The sequence below is a fragment of the Amycolatopsis sp. WAC 01375 genome (genome assembly GCF_003947325.1).
In the GTDB taxonomy this organism is placed as follows: Bacteria; Actinomycetota; Actinomycetes; order Mycobacteriales; family Pseudonocardiaceae; genus Amycolatopsis.
In genome coordinates this window covers 38,260-57,101 of sequence record NZ_QHHW01000025.1, presented here as the reverse complement: position 1 = coordinate 57,101, position 18,842 = coordinate 38,260, and the positions used below count along the sequence as shown (strand labels likewise).

The window sequence follows — 18,842 nt, the reverse complement described above, 5'->3', positions numbered from 1 at the left end:
TGTCCTGAAGGTCCCCTTTGAGACGGTGAAGGTCTTCAAGGGGACCTTTGGGACACCGAACGAGCCGACCTTCCCGGCTTGAGGCTCGCGCAATGCGCAGCGAAGGGGGCCTTCACGTACTCAGGCGACAGGGCCGCACCGACATTTCACAGAGCCTTGGACCGACAGAACGCTGATCTTGGTCTCGCTGGGCACTACCGTCCGCCTGAGCCTCTGAGGGGACGAAGGGAGCTCTCCCCGCATGCCATGCGGGAAAAGCTCCCTTCGCCGCGTGAGATGCGGGGAAAGTCCCCTTCAGCCCATGCAGAAACAGGTCAGAGCTTCTTGCCGGCCGAACCCAGCGACTGAGCGGCCTCGACGATGCGCGCGGCCATACCGGCCTCGGCGGCCTTCAGGTAGCTACGCGGGTCGTAGACCTTCTTGTTGCCGACCTCGCCGTCGATCTTCAGGACGCCGTCGTAGTTCTTGAAGAAGTGCTCCGCGATGGGCCGGGTGAAGGCGTACTGCGTGTCGGTGTCGACGTTCATCTTCACGACGCCGTAGGACACCGCCTCGCGGATCTCCTCCGGCAGCGAGCCGGAACCGCCGTGGAAGACCAGCTCGAACGGCTTCGAACCGGCCGGGAGGCCGAGCTTCTTCGAGGCCGCCTCCTGGCCGCCCTTGAGCACGTCCGGGCGCAGCTTCACGTTGCCGGGCTTGTAGACGCCGTGCACGTTGCCGAAGGTCGCGGCCAGCAGGTAGCGGCCGTTCTCGCCGGAGCCGAGCGCGTCGATCGTCTTCAGGAAGTCGCCCTCGGCGGTGTACAGCTTCTCGTTGATCTCGGCTTCGACGCCGTCTTCCTCGCCGCCGACGACGCCGATCTCGACCTCGAGGATGATGTTCGCGGCCGCGGCCTTGGCGAGCAGTTCCTGCGCGATCTCGAGGTTCTCGTCGAGGTCGATCGCGGAGCCGTCCCACATGTGGCTCTGGAACAGCGGGTGCTGACCGTTCTTGACGCGCTCCGCCGAGATCTCGATCAGCGGGCGGACGAAGCCGTCGAGCTTGTCCTTCGGGCAGTGGTCGGTGTGCAGCGCGACGTTCACGTCGTACTTGGCGGCGACGACCTGGGCGAACTCGGCGAGCGCGACCGAACCGGTCACCATGTCCTTGACCTTCTGGCCGGACGCGAACTCCGCGCCGCCGGTGGAGAACTGGATGATCCCGTCGCTCTCCGCCTCGGCGAACCCGCGGATGGCGGCGTTCAGGGTCTCCGACGAGGTCACGTTGATGGCCGGGTAGGCGAATTCGTTCGCCTTCGCCCGGTCGAGCATCTCCGCGTAGACCTCGGGGGTGGCGATGGGCATCGTTTACTCCTCCTCGAAGCAGGCTGGTGCACCTCTCGGCCGCATCGTACGAGGTCGGCCGGGAGGTGCCTACAGCCGTCGCGTCAGAGGAGGACGCCGGCGAGCGCCCGGTAGACCGGCAGGGGGTCTTGGTTCAGTACCTGGATGTTGACGTGGTCCGCCCCGGCTTCGAGATGCGCGGTGACGCCGCGGGCGACCGTCTCGGCGTCGCCGTGGACGGCCAGCGCGTCGACCAGCTTGTCGCTGCCCTCGCCCGCCAGGTCCTCATCGGTGAAACCGAGTTTCCGCAGGGAGTTCGTGTAGTTGACGAGGCCGAGGTAGAACTTGACGGTGCCCCGCCCGATCTCGCGGGCCTTCGCCGGATCGGTCTCGAGGACGACCTTCTGCTCGGGTGCGAGCAGCGGTCCTTCGCCGAGGATCTCGCGCGCCTGGCGGGTGTGCTCGGAGGTCATCAGGTACGGGTGGGCTCCCGCTGTGCGGTCTCCTGCGAGTTTGATCACCTTCGGGCCGAGAGCGGCCAGCGCGAGGCCCTCGACGGGCACTCCGGCGGCGTCGAGCGCGTCGAGGTACTCGACCAGCGCGGCGTACGGCTTCTTGAACTCCGCGGTGTGCTCCCGGTGCCCCGCGCCGATACCGAGCAAGAACCGGTCCGGGTGCTTCGCGGCGACGCGCTTGTACGACTCGGCGACCGTGGCCGCGTCGTCCTTCCAGATGTTGACGATGCCGGTGGCCACCTTGATCGTCTCCGTCGCGTCGAGGATTTCCTCCGCCTTCGCGAGGTCGCCCGACGGCGAGCCGCCGAGCCAGATCGCGCCATAGCCGAGTTTCTCCAGCTCACGGGCCAGCGCCGGGGTGAAAACGGATTCGTGCTGCCAGATGCCGATCCGGCCGAGTTCGATTCCCATGTACCGGGCCAACGCCGCGGACGGCCGATGTCTTCCCTTAAGTTCGGGGTATGGCGAAACTCGGCAACACCGACCTCGACGTCCGGGGGATCAACCTGGGCGGGAACGTTTTCGGCTGGACCGCGGACCAGGAGCAGTCCTTCGCCGTCCTCGACGCCTACACGGCGGCGGGCGGCAACTTCATCGACACCGCCGACCTGTACTCCAAGGGTGGCTCCGAGACGATCATCGGCGACTGGCTGGCCCGCCGCGGCCGCCGTGACGACATCGTCATCGCGACCAAGACCGGCATGTGGGACGAGCGGAAGGGGCTGTCCGCGGCGAATATCGCGGCGGCCGCCGAAGACTCGCTGCGCCGGCTCCGTACCGGCCACATCGACCTCTACTACGCGCACATCGACGATCCGGAGACCCCGATCGAGGAGACTTTGCGTGCCTTCGACGCGCTCGTGCGCGCGGGCAAGGTCCGCTACGTCGCGGCGTCGAACTACTCGGCCGAACGGCTGAGCGAGGCACTGTCCATTTCGGACCGTGAGGGGCTGGCGAAGTACGTCGCGCTGCAACCGCACTACAACCTCGTCGAGCGGGACTACGAGCGGGACCTGGCGCCGACGGTCGAACGCGAGAACCTGGCCGTCCTGCCGTATTTCTCGCTGGCCAAGGGTTTTCTCGCCGGGAAGTACCGGTCGAAGGACGATCTCGGCGACAGTCCGCGCGCTGCCCGCGCATCGTCCTATTTGGACGAACGTGGCGAGCGGGTGCTCTCGGCGCTCGACGAGATCGCGGCCGCCCGCGGCGTCTCGGTCGCGGCCGTCTCGCTCGCGTGGCTGTTCGCCCGGCCGACCGTCACCGCGCCCATCGCGAGCGCCCGCTCGGTCGAGCAGCTGAACGACCTCCTGCCCGCGGCCGACCTGGACCTCACCCCTGCCGAAGTCGACGCCCTCACCACTGCGTCGCGCTGACAACCCCCGCAATTCGTCACCTACTTGCGCGCACCCCCTATCGCAAGCAGGTGACGAATTGCGTACTTACTTGTGGGTAGCTTACTCCGGGTAGGTTGAGGTACCGTCCGAAAGCCTTAGGGCTCGGACGAGGAGGCAACGTGGCCAAGAACAGCGTGAACGGCAAGGTCGTCCTGATCACCGGCGCCGCGAGGGGCATCGGCGCGGGACTCGCCGAACGCCTGGCCGCGCAGGGCGCGAAGGTCGCATTGGTCGGCATCGAAGCCAAGGAACAGCAGGCGGTCGCCGACAAGATCGGCCCGAGCGCGCACGCGTGGGAAGCCGACGTCACCAGCTGGGACGACCTCGAGCGGGCCACCGCCGGCGTCGTCGAGCACTTCGGCGGGATCGACATCGTCATCGCGAACGCCGGCATCGCGACCTCCGGTTTCGTCCGGTCGGTGGATCCGGCGGCCTTCGAGAAGGTCATCGAAGTCGACCTCCTCGGCGTCTGGCGCACCTTCCGCGTCACCCTTCCGCATGTCCTCGACCGCAAGGGCTACCTGCTCGCGATCTCCTCGCTGGCCGCGATCACCCACGCGCCCGGCATGGCCAACTACGCCGCCGCGAAGGCGGGCGTCGAGGCGTTCTGCAACAGCTTCCGCGCCGAAGTCGCCCACCTCGGCGTGAAGGTCGGCGTCGCGCACCCGACCTGGATCCGCACCGACCTCGTCGAGAGCGCCGACCAGCACCCCGTCTTCGGCAAGCTCCGCACCGGCATGCCCGGCCTGCTCGGCAAGACCTATCCGCTGTCCGTCGCACTCGACCACCTCCAGGCCGGGGTCAACAAACGCGCCCGCACCGTGCACGTGCCGCGCTGGGTCGGCGGGCTCAAGCTGATCCGCGCGTTCCTGCCGCCGATCATCGAGATCGGCGCGAAGAGCCGGATCAAGAAGGCGGACGCGGCCGCACTCGTGGACATCGAGGAGCGCGGCGCGTACGAATCTTCAATAACCGGTCAGGCAGGCCGGGCCGCCACACGGAAGGGCTGACGTATGTCCCGTCGCGACCAGATCCGCATGACCCCCGACGAACTCACCGCGTTCTTCGACGAGCAGAAGGTCATCAACGTCGCGACGATCGGCCCGAACGGCCGCCCGCATCTGGCGCCGCTCTGGTACTACCCGCACGAGTCCGGCGTCGCGACCTGGACGTATGGCACCTCCCAGAAGGCGAAGAACCTGGAGCGCGACCCGCGCGCCACCGTGCTCATCGAGGACGGCGAAAGCTACGACAAGCTCCGCGGGATCTCCCTCGAAGCCGATGTCGAGGTCATCACCGATACGGCCGTGGTCACCCAGATGGGTATCAAGCTCATGCAGCGGTACGCGGGTGCGAAGCCGGGCGATCCCGTTCCGGACGAGCTCACGGGCTTCATCGGCAAGCAGGCCCCGAAGCGGATCGGGCTGATTTTCCGGCCGACGAAGATCGTGAGCTGGGATCACACGAAGCTCGGCGGCACATACTGACGGGTAGGTAGTACTAGCAAGTAACTGTTACTTGAGGTAACGTCATCTGGGCACGAACGCCTCGAAGTGGAGGATTGCCAGATGACCGAGCGATTCAAGGTCGTGATCGTGGGCACCGGTTTCTCCGGGCTCGGCCAGGCCATCCAGCTCGAAAAGGCCGGGATCTCCGACTACGTGATCCTGGAGAAGGCGGACGAAGTCGGCGGTACGTGGCGCGACAACTCGTACCCCGGCTGCGCCTGCGACGTGCAGTCCCACATGTACTCGTTCTCGTACGAGCAGAACCCGGACTGGTCGCGGTCGTTCTCGCCCGCCCCGGAGATCTTCCAGTACCTCAAGGACGTCACCGACAAGTACCGGCTGCGGCGCAAGATCCGGTTCGGCGTCGAGCTCACCGGCGCCACCTGGGACGACACCGCGCGCCGCTGGCACGTCCACACCAAATCCGGCGAGGACATCGAGGCTCAGTTCGTCGTCTCGGGCGTCGGCGGCCTGCACATCCCGCAGGTGCCCAAGCTGCCGGGGATCGAGAAGTTCAAGGGCCAGACCTGGCATTCCGCGCAGTGGAACCACGAATACGACCTGCGCGGCAAGAAGGTCGCCGTCGTCGGCACCGGCGCGAGCGCGATCCAGTTCGTCCCGAAGATCGCCCCCGAGGTCGACGAGCTGACGTTGTTCCAGCGCACGCCGCCGTGGATCATGCCGAAGCCCGACCACGCCATGCCCGGCTGGGCCAAGACCGCGTTCCGCCGCATCCCCGGCGTGCAACGGCTTTACCGCAACGCGCTCTACTGGTTCCTCGAAGTGCGTGCCGTCGGCTTCAACGGCCACCCCGCGATCATGAAGGCGGGCGAGGCGATCGCGAAGCGCCACATCGGCAAGGCCATCAAGGATCCGAAGCTGCGCAAGAAGGTCACCCCGGACTACACCATGGGCTGCAAGCGGGTGCTGATCTCCAACGACTACTACCCGGCGATCAATCGGTCCAATGTGGACGTCAACACCGAAGGCGTGCGCGAGGTCAAGGCGCACAGCGTCGTCGATGGCGACGGCGTCGAGCACGAGGTCGACGCGATCATCTACGGCACCGGCTTCAAGGTCACGGATGCCTTGGAATACCTGGACGTCACCGGGGTCGACGGCCGCAACCTCGCCAAGGAATGGGCCACCGAGGGGATGCACACGCACAAGGGCATCACCGTTTCCGGCTTCCCCAACCTGTTCTTCCTCCTCGGCCCGAACACCGCGCTGGGCCACAACTCCGTGGTCTTCATGATCGAGTCGCAGGCGCGGTACGTCGTCGACGCGATCGAACTCGCCGATTCGCGTGGTGCGGCCGCGCTCGACGTCCGCGCCGGCGTGCAGGAGAAGTTCCAGCGCGAGATCCAGGACAAACTCGTCAAGGGCGTGTGGACCCAGGGCGGCTGCAAGAGCTGGTACCTCGACGCGAAGGGCGTCAACCGGACGATCTGGCCCGGGTTCACCTGGCGCTACTGGCTCGAAACCCGCAAGGTCGACCCGAGCGACTACGAGCTCAGCGGGAGGTCGTCGTGACCGACCACGAACAGGTCGTCCTGCACGCGCGTGACGTCGAGTTCGACTGGGCGTCGCTGCCGATGCACTGGATCCCGGGCGAACCGCAGGCGACGCATACGATCAACGTGCTGCATCTGGCGCTGCCGGAGGGCGAACGCTGGTTCGTCGAGGTGTTCAAGCAGGCCGTGCCGCTGATCCGCGACGAGCGGCTCAAGGAGGACGTCCTCGGCTTCATCGGCCAGGAGGCCATGCACGCCGAGGCGCACGACGGCGCCGCGGAACACCTCGAAGCGGCGGGCGTCCATGTGCGGCCGTACATCGCGCAGATGGAGTGGATGTTCCGCCGCCTGCTCGGCGATCGCGAGCTTTCCGCCAAGCGGCGGGAGGAATGGCTGATCGAGCGGCTCGCCATCATCGCCGCGATCGAGCACTACACCGCTTTCCTCGGCCAGTGGATCCTCGACGCCGAAGCGCTCGACAAGGCGGGCGCCGACCCGACGATGCTGGATCTCCTGCGCTGGCACGGTGCCGAAGAGGTCGAACACCGCTCGGTCGCCTTCGATCTGTTCATGCACCTCGACGGTCGCTACACCCGCCGCGTGCGCAGCATGCTCGTGGTGACGCCGGTGCTCGCGTGGGTCTTCTTGCGGGGCACCAGGTTCCTCATGAAGAACGACCCGACGCGGCCGGGCAAGACGAGTTTCCGGACCTACCTGCGCGTCGCGAAGCTCGGTCTGCTGCCCTCGGGCAGGCAGCTGCGGCGCGAGATCCGGCCTTACTTCCGGAAGTCCTATCACCCCACCGAAACCGGCAACACCGATCAGGCCGTCGCGTACCTCGCGAGTTCCCCGGCCGCGCGGGCCGCCGACGAACCACAGTGACGCCGCCGACGCCGCCGACGCGGCCGACGCGGCCGCTGCGGCTCGACGGCAGCGGGCGGACCGACCGCGCGATGGCGTCGCTGACCGGTGTCGTCGCGCTGTACCGCAGGCTCAGCGGGGTGAGCGGGCGCCGTCGTCCGCCGGTGTCCACGGTCGACCGTGATCTTCCGCTGGTCGTCGACGATGTCCGTGCCGAAGCCGACGGCGTGGCCGGGCTGCGGTTGGTGCATGAACGCGGCGAACCGCTGCCGCGATGGCGGCCCGGCGCGCATATCGACCTCGCGCCGCGGCCGGGGCTGGTCCGGCAGTACTCCTTGTGCGGCGACCCGGAAGACCGCTCTGCCTACCGCGTCGGCGTCCGGTCGCTCGGCGAGGGATCGACAGCGGTGCACGCGCTGAAGAAGGGCGCTCGGATCACCGCGCGGGGCCCGCGCAACGCGTTCCCGTTCGTCGCGAGCCCGGCGTACCTGTTCGTCGCGGGCGGTATCGGGATCACGCCGATCCTGCCGATGGTGCGGCAAGCCGCCGCGGCGGGCGCGGACTGGCGACTGGTCTACACCGGTCGCGACGAGGCCTCGATGCCGTTCCTGGACGAATTGTCCCGCTTCGGCGACCGTGTCCGGATTCGTCCGGACACGGACTACGGAATCCCCGCTTCCGGCGCGGAACTCCTCGAAGGGGCACCGGAAGGCGCGCCGATCTACTGCTGCGGCCCGGTTCCGATGATCATCGGTGTCCGGACGGACGCGGCGCTGCGTGCTTCGGGGCCGGTGTTCTTCGAACGGTTTTCGCCGCCGCCGATCGTCGGCGGCGAGCCGTTCCGCGTCGAACTGGCCCGCAGCGGCCGGATTTTGGACGTGCCCGCCGACCGGACGACGCTCGACGTCCTGCGCGAAACCGTGCCCGGCATCGCTTATTCGTGCCGTCAGGGGTTTTGCGGGACGTGTGAACTGCCGACGGTGACCGGCGACCGCGTCCGGGTCTGCGTCGAACGCGAGCCGGTCATCCTCGATCTCTGAGCTGTCAGGCTTCCTTGGGGATCCAGGAGCCGATCACCGGCTTGAACTCGCGGACGGTCCGCTCCGCGACGACACCTTCGAGGTGGTACGGGTCCTTGTCGATGATCTCGAGCAACGCCGCTTCGTCGGCCGCCTGGTACATCGAGATACCGCCGGAGCCGTCGCCCAGCGGGCCGCCGAGCGCGACGACGCCCTGGTCGGCGAGGGCGGACAGGAATTCCCGGTGCCGGGGGCGCACATCCGCCAGCTTCTCCTGCACGTACGTGATCTCCACCAGGAACCAGGCCATCGACATCTCCAAGGTCGCTCCAACAGACGCCCCAGCTTCTCAGGAACCGATCAGGCAGGACGCCCGCCCCACCCGATACGCTGACCTGGCGCCACGCACAGGTTGTGCATCAAAGGGGTAAATGAACAGGTAGGGGCACATGCTCGAGGGCAATGCGGAACGCAGTGTCGAGGCGACCCTCGGCCATCTGCGCACCATGGACGGACCGGTCACGCCACCGCCGCCTGCGGCACCGCTGACCCTTGAGGATCTCTATCGCCAGCACCGGATGCGGCTCGTCCGGCTGGCCATCCTGCTCGTGGACGAACCGGCGACCGCCGAAGACGTCGTCCAGGAGGCCTTCACCGGGCTGCACCGCAACTGGGGGCGCCTGCGCGACGCCGCCGCGGCCGTCGGATACCTGCGCACGGCCGTGGTCAACGGATCACGCAGTGTGCTGCGCCGCCGCAAGACCGCCCGCGAGTACGTCGCGCCGCACGCCGTCAACGCGCGTTCGGCCGAAAGCCTCGCCATGCTGTCGAGTGAACATCAGGCCGTGGTGAGCGCTTTGTCCAAACTGCCCCCTCGCCAGCGCGAGGTTTTGGTCCTCCGTTACTACGGTGGGCTGAGTGAGGCCGAAATCTCCGAGGCCGCCGGGATTTCGAAAGGTACCGTTAAGTCAACCGCCAGCCGGGCGCTGGAGGCACTGCAGAAAGCGATGCAGTCGCCGAACTGACACCCGGCCTTAATCTCGAGCGCTGGGTTGTGCCGCCATGCTTGGTCCAGACCAATATATGCTGGGGGGCGTGAGAGGCGCCGGAGATTTCGTGATCGTGGGCGGCCGGGTCGTCGCCCCGGACCGTGTACTCGACGACGGCTGGCTGGCTATCGCCGGCGGCAGGATCGTCCAAGTCGGTTCCGGGGCACCCCCGGACATCGATCGCGTCGATGTCGACGGGTGCCTGGTCGTGCCCGGCTTCGTCGACACCCACTGCCACGGCGGTGGGGGCGGGTCGTTCTCCAGTGCGAACCCCGAGGAGCTGTTCCGCGCCATCCGCGCGCACCGGCGCCACGGGACCACGACCATGCTCGGCAGTCTGGTCTCGGACCCGGTCCCGGTGCTCAGGGACCAGATCGCGGCCCTGCGTGAGCTGGTCCAAGAGGGTGAACTTGCCGGAATTCACCTTGAAGGACCCTTCATCTCGAAGGCTCGTTGCGGAGCGCACGACCCGGCGACGCTGATCGAGCCGGACACGGCCACGGTCGACGCGCTGCTCGGCGCCGGCCGCGGCGACATCCGGATGGTCACCCTCGCCCCCGAACTGCACGGCGGGATCAAGGCGGTCCGGCAACTGGCCGAATCGGGCGTCATCGCCGCCATCGGGCACACCGACGGCGTCGAGGACCAGATCGTCCCCGCGATCGACGCGGGCGCCTCCGTCGCGACCCACCTCTTCAACGCCATGCGGCCCCTCCACCATCGCGAGCCGGGCCCGATCGGCGCCCTCCTCGACGACGAGCGGATCACCGTCGAGCTGATCTGCGACCTCGTCCACGTGCACCCGACCGTGCTGCGGCTCGCCGCACATCACGCGGGCAAGGGCCGGACGGTGCTCATCACCGACGCCATGTCGGCCACCGACGCCGCCGACGGCAGTTACATCCTCGGCCGCCTCGAGGTCGACGTCCGGGACGGCGTCGCCACCCTCGCCGGGAACGGTTCGCTGGCCGGCAGCACGCTGACCATGGACGCGGCCTTCCGCAATCTGGTCCGCGGCGCGGGCATCGACCTGCTCGACGCCGTCCGCGCGACCTCCGGACGGCCCGCCGAACTGCTCGGCCTCGCCGACCGGACCGGGTCGCTGCGCGCCGGGCTCGCGGCCGACGTCGTCGTGCTCGATCGCGACCTCCGGCCGGTCAAGGTGCTGCGCCAGGGCGAATGGGTCAAGGACGACGCTGCGGCTACATTGAGCGCCACGGCCCCGCTGAGCGGCGCGGTCGAAGGCGGTGTGTCGGTCAGCGACGGGTAGCGGCGAAGGGAGTCCGGATGAGCGAGCCCAAGGACCCGGAGAAGCTCCTGGCCGACGCCTTGCGCGCACAGGCGGTCTTCGCTCCTTCGGCGGAACGCATCTCCGAATCGACTACGGACAAACCAGTCGAAACGGACACGAAGAGTAGCGTTCCGGACGTCCCTTCCGGCAAGAGCGAACTGCCCCCTCAGTACGGACTGCTCTCGGGTGCCGGAGCCGACTCGCTCGAACGGGAACGCGTCGCGCTCGAGGACGCCGAAACGGCCAGGCTGGCGGAGCGGCCGACGCCGCCTCCAGCGCCTTCGCCGAGCAGCCCGCCTCTGCCCGCGTACTGGGTGCTGCTGCTCGCCGTGCTGCTGGGGCTGGCCGCCGGTTCGGTGATCGGGCTGCTCACGCTGATCTGAGCCGCCTCTCCCGTCGGGTCAAAGCACTCAGCGTCACCCTGTACCGTTTTGGTGTGATCCTGGCGCAGAACAACGTGACGACGATGGGCCTCCTGCCGGAGTGGCTGGACCCGCAGCACCTGCTGAGCGGGCTGACCGTTCCGGTCATCACCGTGCTCTGCCTGATCATCTTCATCGAGAGCAGCATCTTCCCGGTGCTGCCCGGTGACTCACTCCTGTTCACCGCGGGCCTGTTCATCGCGAACGGTTCGATCGAGGCGCCGCTGTGGCTGGTGTGCGTCCTGGTCACCGTCGCCGCACTGGTCGGCAACGCGGTCGGCTACGGCCTCGGCTGGAAGGTCGGTCCCTGGCTGTTCCGCAAGCCGGATTCGAAGTTCTTCAACAAGAAGTACGTCGACCAGACCCACGCCTTCCTGGAGAAACACGGGCCGAAGGCGGTCGTGCTGGCGCGGTTCGTGCCGTTCGTGCGGACGTTCATCACCTGGATCGCCGGCATCGGCAAGATGGACCCGAAGAAGTACTTCACCTACACCGTCATCGGCGGCATCCTGTGGGCCGCCGGGATCACCGCGCTCGGCCACCTGCTCGGCGGCGTCGCGTTCATCCGCGACAACGTCGACGCGATCTTCATCCTGATCGTGCTGGTCTCGGTGGTGCCGATCGTGATCGAATACCTCAAGGCCCGCCGCGAGAAGAAGCACGCGGACACCGCGACCGGCCTCGTCGCCGAGGCCGCCGAGGACATCACGCAGCAGATCCCGCGCATCCGCGACTGACCCCTCCGGACGCATCGCCCCGTGCAATGAAGGGGCCTTTCATCGCAAATTTTGCAATGAAAGGCCCCTTCATTGCGACTAGAGGGAGAACATCGAACCGGGGTTGAAGAGGTTCCCCGGGTCGAGGGCCCGCTTGATCTGGCGATGCACCCGAAGGCCGACTTCGCCGATCTCCTTGACGAGCCACTCGCGTTTGATCCGGCCGATGCCGTGCTCGCCGGTGACCGTGCCGCCCAGCGACAGGCTGACGTCGAGGATCGCGTCGAAGGCCGTCCGCGCGCGGGCGAACTCCTCCTCGGAATCCTGCGCGTAGACGATCGTCGGGTGCATGTTGCCGTCACCCGCGTGGCCGACGACGGCGATCCGCAAGCCCACTTCTTCGCTGATCCGCTCGCAGCCGGCGATCAGTTCGGCGATGCGCGTGCGCGGCACGCAGACGTCGTCGGTCAGCCAGACGCCGTACATCTCCAGCGCGGTGAGCACGACCCGCCGCGCCTGCAGCAGCATCTTGCCCTCTTCGATGTCCTCGGTGGCGTAGGCCAGATCCGCGCCGCAGTCGACGCAGATCTGTTCCAGCGCGGCGAGTTCCCGGCGCGCGACCTCGCCGCCGGAGTCGGATTGCGCGAGCAGCAAGGCTTTGCAGTCCGAGCTCGTGCCGAGGTCGGTTTTGAGGTAGGCCTCGGCGGCCTTGATCGACGTCGCGTCCATGATCTCCAGCAGCGACGGCACCAGCCCTTCGCGCACCACCCGCGCGACGGCCTCGCCCGCGGCCTCCGTGCTGTTGAAGGCGGCGACGAGGGTCGCGGGTAACTGCGGCAACGGTTTCAACGCGACGGTCGCCTGGGTGATCACGCCGAGCGTGCCCTCGCTGCCGACGAAGAGCCGCGCGAGGTCATAGCCCGCGACACCCTTCACCGTGCGGCGCCCGGTCTTCAGCAGTGAGCCGTCGGCGAGCACGACTTCCAGTCCCAGCACGGAATCCGTGGTGACGCCGTACTTCACGCAGCACAGCCCACCGGCGTTGGTGGACAGGTTCCCGCCGATGGTGCACCAGTCGTAGCTGGACGGATCCGGCGGGTAGAACAGGCCGTGCTTCTCCACCGCGTTGCGGAAATCGAGGTTCACCACGCCGGGCTGCACGACGGCGAGCCGGTTGCCTTCGTCGATCTCGACGATCTGGTCGAGTTTGGTCAGCACCAGCACGACACAGCCGTCGATCGCGTTCGCGGCGCCGGACAGACCACTGCCGGCGCCGCGGGGCACGATCGGCACCTCGAACTCCGCGCACGCCTTCACCACGGCCTGCACACCCTCCGTGTCGGACGGCAGCACCACCGCGAGGGGTTTGCCGCTGGCGGCCAGCGGCATCATGTCGCGCGAGTAGGCGTCCGTGACGTCGGTGTCGGTGAGCACCGCGGCGTCGCCGAGATGCTCGCGGAGCCGGGTGACCAGGGCATGGTTGTTCATGCCCTCATCGTAGGCGCCATTACGTCCGCACTGCGGAAATTTTTTTCCGATCGAGCAGGATGAACGCCTGAATACCTGTATAGACGAGCACGGCCACACCCGCCCATGCGGTCACGTGCACCCCCTGGGTGAAGGCCTCGCGAGCCGATTCCAGGAGCGCCCGTCCCGCGACAGGGTCGAGCTGCTGCGCGGTGGCGACGGCGCCGCCGAGCGTGTCCCGGGCGGCGTCGGCCGTCCCTTCCGGCAGACCGGACCGGTAGACCGCGGTCGCGACACTGCCGAGGATGGCCGTGCCGAGCGCGCCGCCCAGCTCGAACCCGGTCTCGGAGATCGCCGACGCGGCTCCGGCCCGTTCGGCCGGAGCGGCCGAGATGACCAGGTCGTTCGTCAGCGTTTCGGACAGGGCGACACCACCGCCGAGCAGCGTGAACGACACCACGACGTACGCGAGCCCGCCGCCGGAAGACACCTGGGTCAACGCCAGGAACCCGATCGCGGCGACCAAAAGACCGGCACTGACCAGCACGGATACCCGGATCCGCTTCGCGAGCCAGGCCGCGAGAAGCGCGCCGGCGACACCGGCGACCGTCGCCGGGAGCATCCACAGCGCGGCGACGACCGGGGTCAGCCCGAGCACCAGCTGCAGGTACTGCGGCACCAGGAACAGCAGGCCGACCATGGCGAACACGCCGAGCATGTTCGTCACCACGGAACCACTGAAGGCCCGGTTCGAGAACAGCTTCAGGTCGAGCATCGGCTCGTCGAGGCTGTTCTGCCTGCGGACGAACACGACACCGAGCGCGAACCCGATCAGCATGCTGACCGCGGCCTTCCAGGTTAAGCCGTGTTCGGCGACCAGCTTGATGCCGTAGACCACCGGCAGCATCGCGGCCAGCGACAACAGCGCCGACAACGGATCGAAGCGGCCCGGCTTCGGGTCACGCGCCTCCGGCAGCAGGAACGGGCCGACGACCAGCAGGATCACCATCACCGGGACGTTGATGAGGAAGACCGAACCCCACCAGAAGTGCTCCAGCAACCAGCCGCCGAGCACCGGCCCGAGCGCCATCCCGCCGGAGAACCCGGCGCTCCAGACGGCGATCGCGGTCCGGCGCTGTTTGGCGTCGACGAAGATGCTGCGGATCAGCGACAGCGTCGACGGCATCAGCGTCGCGCCACCCACACCGAGCAGCGCCCGCGCGATGATCAGCATGAACGCGCTGGTCGAGAAGGCCGCGAGCACCGACGCGGCACCGAACGCGGCGGCCCCCATGAGCAGCAGCTTGCGACGGCCGATGCGGTCGCCGAGCGTGCCCATCAGGACCAGCAGGCCGGCCAGCATGAACGAATAGATGTCGACGATCCACAGCTGCTCCGCACCGGTGGGCGCCAGATCCTCGGACAGGAACGGCAGCGCGAACCCGAGCACCGTCATGTCCACGCTGATCAGCAGCACCGGAAGCACCAGTACCGCCAACGCCCACCACTGCTTGCGCCCCGCCATGGCGCACTCTCCTCAGTTAGATAAACCGTCCGGACGGTACAGTTACCGCCCTGGATCGAAGGTAAACCGTCCAGACGGTATAGTCAACTGATATGGCGAAGACCTCGGCGAAGGAACACATCCTCGACTCGTACGAGGAAATACTCATCGAACAGGGCCCCGGCGGGGTCACCCTGGAAGCCGTCGCCGCCCGCGCCGGAGTGTCGAAGGGCGGCCTGCTCTACCACTTCGGCTCGAAGGACGCCCTGGTCGAAGGCCTGATGGAACGTCTCGCAACCCTGTCGGACGAAGACCTCGAACAGGCACGGACGGCGCCTGAAGGCGTTGTTTCCTGGTACCTGCGCACGGCCATCACCGACGTGACCCAGCGCAAGCCACTGCACCGCACGACCATGGCGACGATCCGGATCATGCTCAACGAGCCGAGGGTCGCCGAGGTCGTCCAGGTCTACAACCAGAAGATCCACGACCTGATCAGCGAGCACGTCAGCGACCCGCTGTCCGCCGAACTGATCATCCTGGTCGGCGACGGCCTCTACCTGCGCGCGGCACTCGGCCGGGACGACGCGAGCTCCCTGCTCGACCGGATCGACGAGATCAAGGCCCGCATCCAGCGCGATTAGTCACCTACTTGCGCCGGATGCGAGCACGCGGATCCCGCCCTCTTCCGCAAGCAGGTGACTAATTGCGGGAGAGGCCGTAGACGCGCTCGATCGGGATGGTGAGCAGAACGCGCTGGTCGGCGACCATGGCGTCGCGGAACTCGGCCCAGTCCGGATGCTCGCCCCGCGCCCGCCGGTAGTGGTCCACCAGCGCGTCCACGGTCGCGTCATCGCGCGAAGCGGCGGTCGGTGTCAGCACCGCGGGCCCCTCGACGACGACGTAGCCGTCACCGCTCTCGGTCGAGACGTGGAACGTCGCCCGCGGGTCGCGCTGCAGGTTCTTCGTCTTGGCGCGCGGCGCGGTGATCGAGATCAGGATCGCGCCGGCGTCCGCGTCGTAGAGGTAATTGACGGTCGACAGCTGAGGCCTGCCGTCGCGCTTGATGGTGGCGAGGGTGCCGAAGTTTCGGTCGGCGAGGATCGCGTAGAGCGCGGAGTCGGTCATGCCTCCATCAAAGCAAAAGCGCAGCTCAGCGACCCAAGCCGGGCGAACCGGACAAACATGCACGAATAAATGTGCTTGCATACGGCAACTAAAGTGTTGTCCGACACACAACGTCACTTTCTTCTTGCGAAGCTCTCTTGAGAGGAACATCCTTGCTCTAGGCAACTAGTTGCAGTGACCAAGCAACCGGCGAGAGAGACGGCGATGACACCCACGACACCCGGCACCAGGTCGAAGGCCGACCTCGACCTGGCCGACACCCTCGGGCACGAGCTCGTGCGGCTCGTCCGCCTGGTCAACCGGGCCAAGTCCCAGGTGTCCAAGCAGGGACCGGACGGCATCGAGCGGGCCGCGTACGCGATCCTCTTCTGCCTCATCCACGTCGGCCCCCAGCGGACCAGCAAACTCGCCGAATTCCTGCACTCCGAGATCTCGACCATCAGCAGGCAGTCGAGCTCTCTCGTCCAGCACGGGCTGGTCGAGCGCCTGGCCGACCCCGAAGACGGCCGCGCCTGCCTGCTCGCACCGACCGCCGAAGGGCATCGGGTGTTCGAGGAGAACCGCAAGCAGCGGAACCAGTGGCTCGCCGAGGTGCTCGGCGACTGGTCCGACGACGACCGGAAAACCCTCAACTCGCTGTTCCACCGGCTGAACGACGACCTCGAAAAAACATCTCCACAGTTCGCCGACCCCGCGTCGGCGTCGAAGGCCAAGGGGGCCTGAAGCAATGAGTTCCACCGTAGAAAGTCCACCAGCCGTCGAAGAAGACGGACCCCGGCTCAGTCACCGTCAGATCGTCACGATCCTGATCGGCCTGATGTCGGGTATGTTCCTGGCGGCGCTCGACCAGACGATCGTTGGCACCTCGATCGTCCGCATCGCGAATGACCTCAACGGGTTCGACCTGCAGGCCTGGATCACCACGGCCTACCTGATCACCTCGACGATCGTCACGCCGATCTACGGCAAGCTGTCCGACATCTACGGGCGCAAGCCGTTCTACATCGCGGCGATCTCGATCTTCCTCATCGGCTCGATCGCCTCGGCGTTCGCGACGTCGATGTACGAACTGGCCGCGTTCCGCGCGATCCAGGGCCTCGGCGCCGGCGGTCTGATGTCGCTGGCGATGACGATCATGGGCGACATCGTGCCGCCGCGGGAACGTGCCCGCTACCAGGGTTACTTCCTCGCCGTGTTCGGTATCTCCACGGTGCTCGGCCCGGTGCTCGGCGGGTTCTTCGCCGACTTCGACAAGCTCGGCAGCGTCTTCGGCTACGACATCGCCGGCTGGCGCTGGGTGTTCCTGATCAACGTGCCGATCGCGATCGTCGCGCTGTTCGTCGTCGCCCGCGTGCTCAACGTGCCGCATCAGCGCCACGACCACAAGATCGACTGGTGGGGCGGGCTCGCGCTCGTCGTCGCCGTGGTGCCGTTCCTGATCGTCGCCGAGCAGGGCAACAAGTGGGGCTGGGGCTCGCAGAACGCCATCATCTGCTACGTCATCGGCGCCATCGGCGTGGTCGCCTTCATCTTCATCGAGAAGCTGATGAAGGACGCGGCGCTGATCCCGTTGCGGCTGTTCAAGAACTCGACCTTCACGGTCGCGATCGTCGGCGGCGTCATCGTCGGTGTCGCGATGTTCGGCGCGATCATGATGATCCCGCAGTACATGCAGGTGGTTCTGGAGTTCTCGCCGACCGAGTCGGGGCTGCTGATGATCCCGCTGATGGCGGGCATCATGAGCGGTTCGATCATCTCGGGCCAGATCACCAGCAAAACCGGTCGCTACAAGGTGTTCCCGGTGGTCGGCACGCTGCTGATCGCGGCGGGCTCGTTCTTCTTCGCGCAGGTCGAGTACAACAGCCCGCTGTGGCACCCGCTGGTCGCGGCCGCGATCATCGGTCTCGGCCTCGGTGCCTGCATGCAGACGCTGATCATCGCGGTGCAGAACGCGGGCCCGCGCAGCGACATGGGCGTCTCCACCGCTTCGGCGACGTTCTTCCGCCAGATCGGTGGTACCGCGGGTGTCGCGGTGTTCCTGACGATCCTGTTCAACGTCCTGCCGGGCAACATCACCAAGGCGTTCGGCGGCAACGCGCCGACCGGTGAAGGCGCCGCGGCGCTGGGTGACATCACCACGAACACGAGCGGTATCGCGAACCTGCCCGAGGCCATCAAGACCCCGGTGCTGATCGGCTTCACCGAGTCGATCACCACGGTGTTCTACGTGGCGGGCGCGGTCGCGCTGCTGGCGACGCTGGTCCTGATGTTCATGAAGGAGATCCCGCTGCTCGGCGGCTCGGCTCCTTCGGCGGCTTCGGCTCTCGAAGGCGGCGAAGCACTCCTCGAGGAGGACGACGCGCCTGTCGAAACGGCCTCCGAGAAGACGATCGTGACCGCGCCCGTCGAACCGGGCAAGCACGCGATGACCAACGGGAACGGGGCATACCGGGCCGGATCCGCGCAGATCAGCGGGCATGTCCGCCGGGACGACGCCACGAACGTCGCGGGTGCGGCGCTGACCCTGATCGACCACAACGGCAATCAGGTGGCCAGGACGCACACGAACGAGAACGGCGTCTATTCGTTCGCCGGCATCGTGGGCGGGCGGTACACGCTCGTCGCCAGCGGCCGCTGGTTCCGGCCGATCGCGGCGACGCTGACCGCCACCGGGGCCGGGGTGCTGCGCCACGACTTCGAACTGGTCAGCACGATCCTGCTGAGCGGCGTCGCCCGCACCGACGGCGACCGGGTGGTACCGGACGCGCGGATCACCGTGCTCGACTCCTCGGGCGGCGTCGCCGCCGTGGCGAGGACCGACGCCGAGGGCAACTACACGGTCAGCGACCTGCCCGCCGGGACCTACACGGTGATCGCGAGCGGCTACCCGCCCGCGACCAGCCGGGTGGAACTGCTGGGCGGTGACCAGGCCGAACACGACGTCCGGCTGAGCTACGACCAGGCGCTCGACGAGCTCGTCGAGCACTAGTCAGGCTGAGATGAAGGGGCCTTTCATTGCAAATTTTGCAATGAAAGGCCCCTTCATTGCGCTTGCGGGGCTGGCGGGCGCCGGTGTGGGTCCGAACGTCGCCGACCGCGAAGAACGGACCGTCCTGGCGTATCCGGAGCAGG

19 protein-coding genes are annotated in these 18,842 nt (G+C 67.4%); 13 read left to right on the top strand and 6 right to left on the bottom strand.

From position 1 onward, the window contains the following. Positions 1–314: 314 nt before the first annotated feature. The gene (gene fbaA, locus DL991_RS14460; RefSeq protein WP_125784820.1) at positions 315–1,343 is read right to left on the bottom strand and encodes a class II fructose-bisphosphate aldolase; all 1,029 of its coding nucleotides are present in this window, start codon (positions 1,341–1,343) and stop codon (positions 315–317) included. Between the two features lie 83 nt (positions 1,344–1,426). Continuing rightward, positions 1,427–2,248 carry an LLM class F420-dependent oxidoreductase gene (locus DL991_RS14455; protein WP_125784819.1) on the bottom strand — a complete coding sequence of 274 codons (822 nt, stop codon included), beginning with the start codon at positions 2,246–2,248 and terminating at the stop codon, positions 1,427–1,429. Positions 2,249–2,298: 50 nt separating this feature from the next. Here DL991_RS14455 and DL991_RS14450 point away from each other — a divergent pair, with 50 nt between their 5' ends. From DL991_RS14450 to DL991_RS14425, 6 genes are all read left to right on the top strand, one after another. Continuing rightward, the gene (locus tag DL991_RS14450; RefSeq protein WP_125784818.1) at positions 2,299–3,210 is read left to right on the top strand and encodes an aldo/keto reductase; all 912 of its coding nucleotides are present in this window, start codon (positions 2,299–2,301) and stop codon (positions 3,208–3,210) included. A gap of 140 nt (positions 3,211–3,350) precedes the next feature. Then, positions 3,351–4,241 (top strand): SDR family oxidoreductase, encoded by an 891-nt coding sequence (locus DL991_RS14445; RefSeq protein ID WP_125784817.1) that lies wholly within the window; start codon positions 3,351–3,353, stop codon positions 4,239–4,241. Between the two features lie 3 nt (positions 4,242–4,244). After that, positions 4,245–4,718: a pyridoxamine 5'-phosphate oxidase family protein gene (locus DL991_RS14440; RefSeq protein WP_125784816.1), complete on the top strand. Its 474-nt coding sequence runs from the start codon at positions 4,245–4,247 to the stop codon at positions 4,716–4,718. Between the two features lie 81 nt (positions 4,719–4,799). Then, a complete protein-coding gene (locus DL991_RS14435; RefSeq protein ID WP_125784815.1) occupies positions 4,800–6,272 on the top strand; it encodes an NAD(P)/FAD-dependent oxidoreductase in 1,473 nt (490 codons plus the stop codon). After that, complete coding sequence (locus DL991_RS14430) at positions 6,269–7,135, top strand: metal-dependent hydrolase (RefSeq protein ID WP_125784814.1); 867 nt, start codon at positions 6,269–6,271, stop codon at positions 7,133–7,135. The genes DL991_RS14435 and DL991_RS14430 overlap by 4 nt, the downstream gene beginning before the upstream one ends. A 71-nt stretch (positions 7,136–7,206) precedes the next feature. Continuing rightward, positions 7,207–8,154 carry a PDR/VanB family oxidoreductase gene (locus tag DL991_RS14425; protein ID WP_125785003.1) on the top strand — a complete coding sequence of 316 codons (948 nt, stop codon included), beginning with the start codon at positions 7,207–7,209 and terminating at the stop codon, positions 8,152–8,154. A gap of 4 nt (positions 8,155–8,158) precedes the next feature. Here DL991_RS14425 and DL991_RS14420 read toward each other — a convergent pair whose 3' ends face one another. Further along, a complete protein-coding gene (locus tag DL991_RS14420) occupies positions 8,159–8,443 on the bottom strand; it encodes a YciI family protein (RefSeq protein WP_125784813.1) in 285 nt (94 codons plus the stop codon). 139 nt (positions 8,444–8,582) lie between these two features. Between DL991_RS14420 and DL991_RS14415 the strand changes: the two genes are divergently transcribed. The 4 genes from DL991_RS14415 (at position 8,583) to DL991_RS14400 (ending at position 11,632) form a co-directional block, all read left to right on the top strand. Then, positions 8,583–9,158 (top strand): SigE family RNA polymerase sigma factor, encoded by a 576-nt coding sequence (locus tag DL991_RS14415; protein WP_007032484.1) that lies wholly within the window; start codon positions 8,583–8,585, stop codon positions 9,156–9,158. Between the two features lie 91 nt (positions 9,159–9,249). Then, entirely contained in the window at positions 9,250–10,452 is a 1,203-nt protein-coding gene (gene nagA, locus DL991_RS14410) for an N-acetylglucosamine-6-phosphate deacetylase (protein WP_125785002.1), read from the top strand. A 17-nt stretch (positions 10,453–10,469) separates the two neighbouring features. Next, the gene (locus DL991_RS14405; protein ID WP_125784812.1) at positions 10,470–10,856 is read left to right on the top strand and encodes a hypothetical protein; all 387 of its coding nucleotides are present in this window, start codon (positions 10,470–10,472) and stop codon (positions 10,854–10,856) included. A gap of 53 nt (positions 10,857–10,909) precedes the next feature. Further along, positions 10,910–11,632 (top strand): DedA family protein, encoded by a 723-nt coding sequence (locus DL991_RS14400; protein ID WP_125784811.1) that lies wholly within the window; start codon positions 10,910–10,912, stop codon positions 11,630–11,632. Positions 11,633–11,710: 78 nt separating this feature from the next. On the opposite strand, the gene DL991_RS14395 is transcribed toward DL991_RS14400, so the two are convergent. Next, positions 11,711–13,099 (bottom strand): FAD-binding oxidoreductase, encoded by a 1,389-nt coding sequence (locus tag DL991_RS14395; protein WP_125784810.1) that lies wholly within the window; start codon positions 13,097–13,099, stop codon positions 11,711–11,713. A gap of 19 nt (positions 13,100–13,118) precedes the next feature. Further along, the gene (locus tag DL991_RS14390; RefSeq protein ID WP_125784809.1) at positions 13,119–14,603 is read right to left on the bottom strand and encodes an MFS transporter; all 1,485 of its coding nucleotides are present in this window, start codon (positions 14,601–14,603) and stop codon (positions 13,119–13,121) included. Positions 14,604–14,695: 92 nt separating this feature from the next. Here DL991_RS14390 and DL991_RS14385 point away from each other — a divergent pair, with 92 nt between their 5' ends. Then, the gene (locus DL991_RS14385; RefSeq protein WP_125784808.1) at positions 14,696–15,226 is read left to right on the top strand and encodes a TetR/AcrR family transcriptional regulator; all 531 of its coding nucleotides are present in this window, start codon (positions 14,696–14,698) and stop codon (positions 15,224–15,226) included. 58 nt (positions 15,227–15,284) lie between these two features. On the opposite strand, the gene DL991_RS14380 is transcribed toward DL991_RS14385, so the two are convergent. Next, the gene (locus DL991_RS14380; protein WP_125784807.1) at positions 15,285–15,710 is read right to left on the bottom strand and encodes a PPOX class F420-dependent oxidoreductase; all 426 of its coding nucleotides are present in this window, start codon (positions 15,708–15,710) and stop codon (positions 15,285–15,287) included. A gap of 204 nt (positions 15,711–15,914) precedes the next feature. On the opposite strand from DL991_RS14380, the gene DL991_RS14375 reads away from it, so the two are divergent. Together DL991_RS14375 and DL991_RS14370 are read left to right on the top strand one after the other, a co-directional pair. Continuing rightward, positions 15,915–16,433, top strand: coding sequence for a MarR family winged helix-turn-helix transcriptional regulator (locus DL991_RS14375; protein WP_125784806.1), 519 nt, complete (start codon positions 15,915–15,917; stop codon positions 16,431–16,433). A 4-nt stretch (positions 16,434–16,437) separates the two neighbouring features. Beyond that, positions 16,438–18,699 carry an MFS transporter gene (locus DL991_RS14370; protein ID WP_125784805.1) on the top strand — a complete coding sequence of 754 codons (2,262 nt, stop codon included), beginning with the start codon at positions 16,438–16,440 and terminating at the stop codon, positions 18,697–18,699. The last annotated feature ends 143 nt before the right edge of the window (positions 18,700–18,842 follow it).

Bases quoted from the DNA above. Each gene is read 5' to 3' on its own strand.
- fbaA (WP_125784820.1), bottom strand. From the start codon at position 1,343: ATGCCCATCGCCACCCCCGAGGTCTACGCGGAGATGCTCGACCGGGCG.
- DL991_RS14455 (WP_125784819.1), bottom strand. From the start codon at position 2,248: ATGGGAATCGAACTCGGCCGGATCGGCATCTGGCAGCACGAATCCGTT.
- DL991_RS14450 (WP_125784818.1), top strand. From the start codon at position 2,299: ATGGCGAAACTCGGCAACACCGACCTCGACGTCCGGGGGATCAACCTG.
- DL991_RS14440 (WP_125784816.1), top strand. From the start codon at position 4,245: ATGTCCCGTCGCGACCAGATCCGCATGACCCCCGACGAACTCACCGCG.
- DL991_RS14435 (WP_125784815.1), top strand. From the start codon at position 4,800: ATGACCGAGCGATTCAAGGTCGTGATCGTGGGCACCGGTTTCTCCGGG.
- DL991_RS14425 (WP_125785003.1), top strand. From the start codon at position 7,207: ATGGCGTCGCTGACCGGTGTCGTCGCGCTGTACCGCAGGCTCAGCGGG.
- DL991_RS14420 (WP_125784813.1), bottom strand. From the start codon at position 8,443: ATGGCCTGGTTCCTGGTGGAGATCACGTACGTGCAGGAGAAGCTGGCG.
- DL991_RS14415 (WP_007032484.1), top strand. From the start codon at position 8,583: ATGCTCGAGGGCAATGCGGAACGCAGTGTCGAGGCGACCCTCGGCCAT.
- DL991_RS14405 (WP_125784812.1), top strand. From the start codon at position 10,470: ATGAGCGAGCCCAAGGACCCGGAGAAGCTCCTGGCCGACGCCTTGCGC.
- DL991_RS14395 (WP_125784810.1), bottom strand. From the start codon at position 13,099: ATGAACAACCATGCCCTGGTCACCCGGCTCCGCGAGCATCTCGGCGAC.
- DL991_RS14390 (WP_125784809.1), bottom strand. From the start codon at position 14,603: ATGGCGGGGCGCAAGCAGTGGTGGGCGTTGGCGGTACTGGTGCTTCCG.
- DL991_RS14385 (WP_125784808.1), top strand. From the start codon at position 14,696: ATGGCGAAGACCTCGGCGAAGGAACACATCCTCGACTCGTACGAGGAA.
- DL991_RS14380 (WP_125784807.1), bottom strand. From the start codon at position 15,710: ATGACCGACTCCGCGCTCTACGCGATCCTCGCCGACCGAAACTTCGGC.
- DL991_RS14375 (WP_125784806.1), top strand. From the start codon at position 15,915: ATGACACCCACGACACCCGGCACCAGGTCGAAGGCCGACCTCGACCTG.
- DL991_RS14370 (WP_125784805.1), top strand. From the start codon at position 16,438: ATGAGTTCCACCGTAGAAAGTCCACCAGCCGTCGAAGAAGACGGACCC.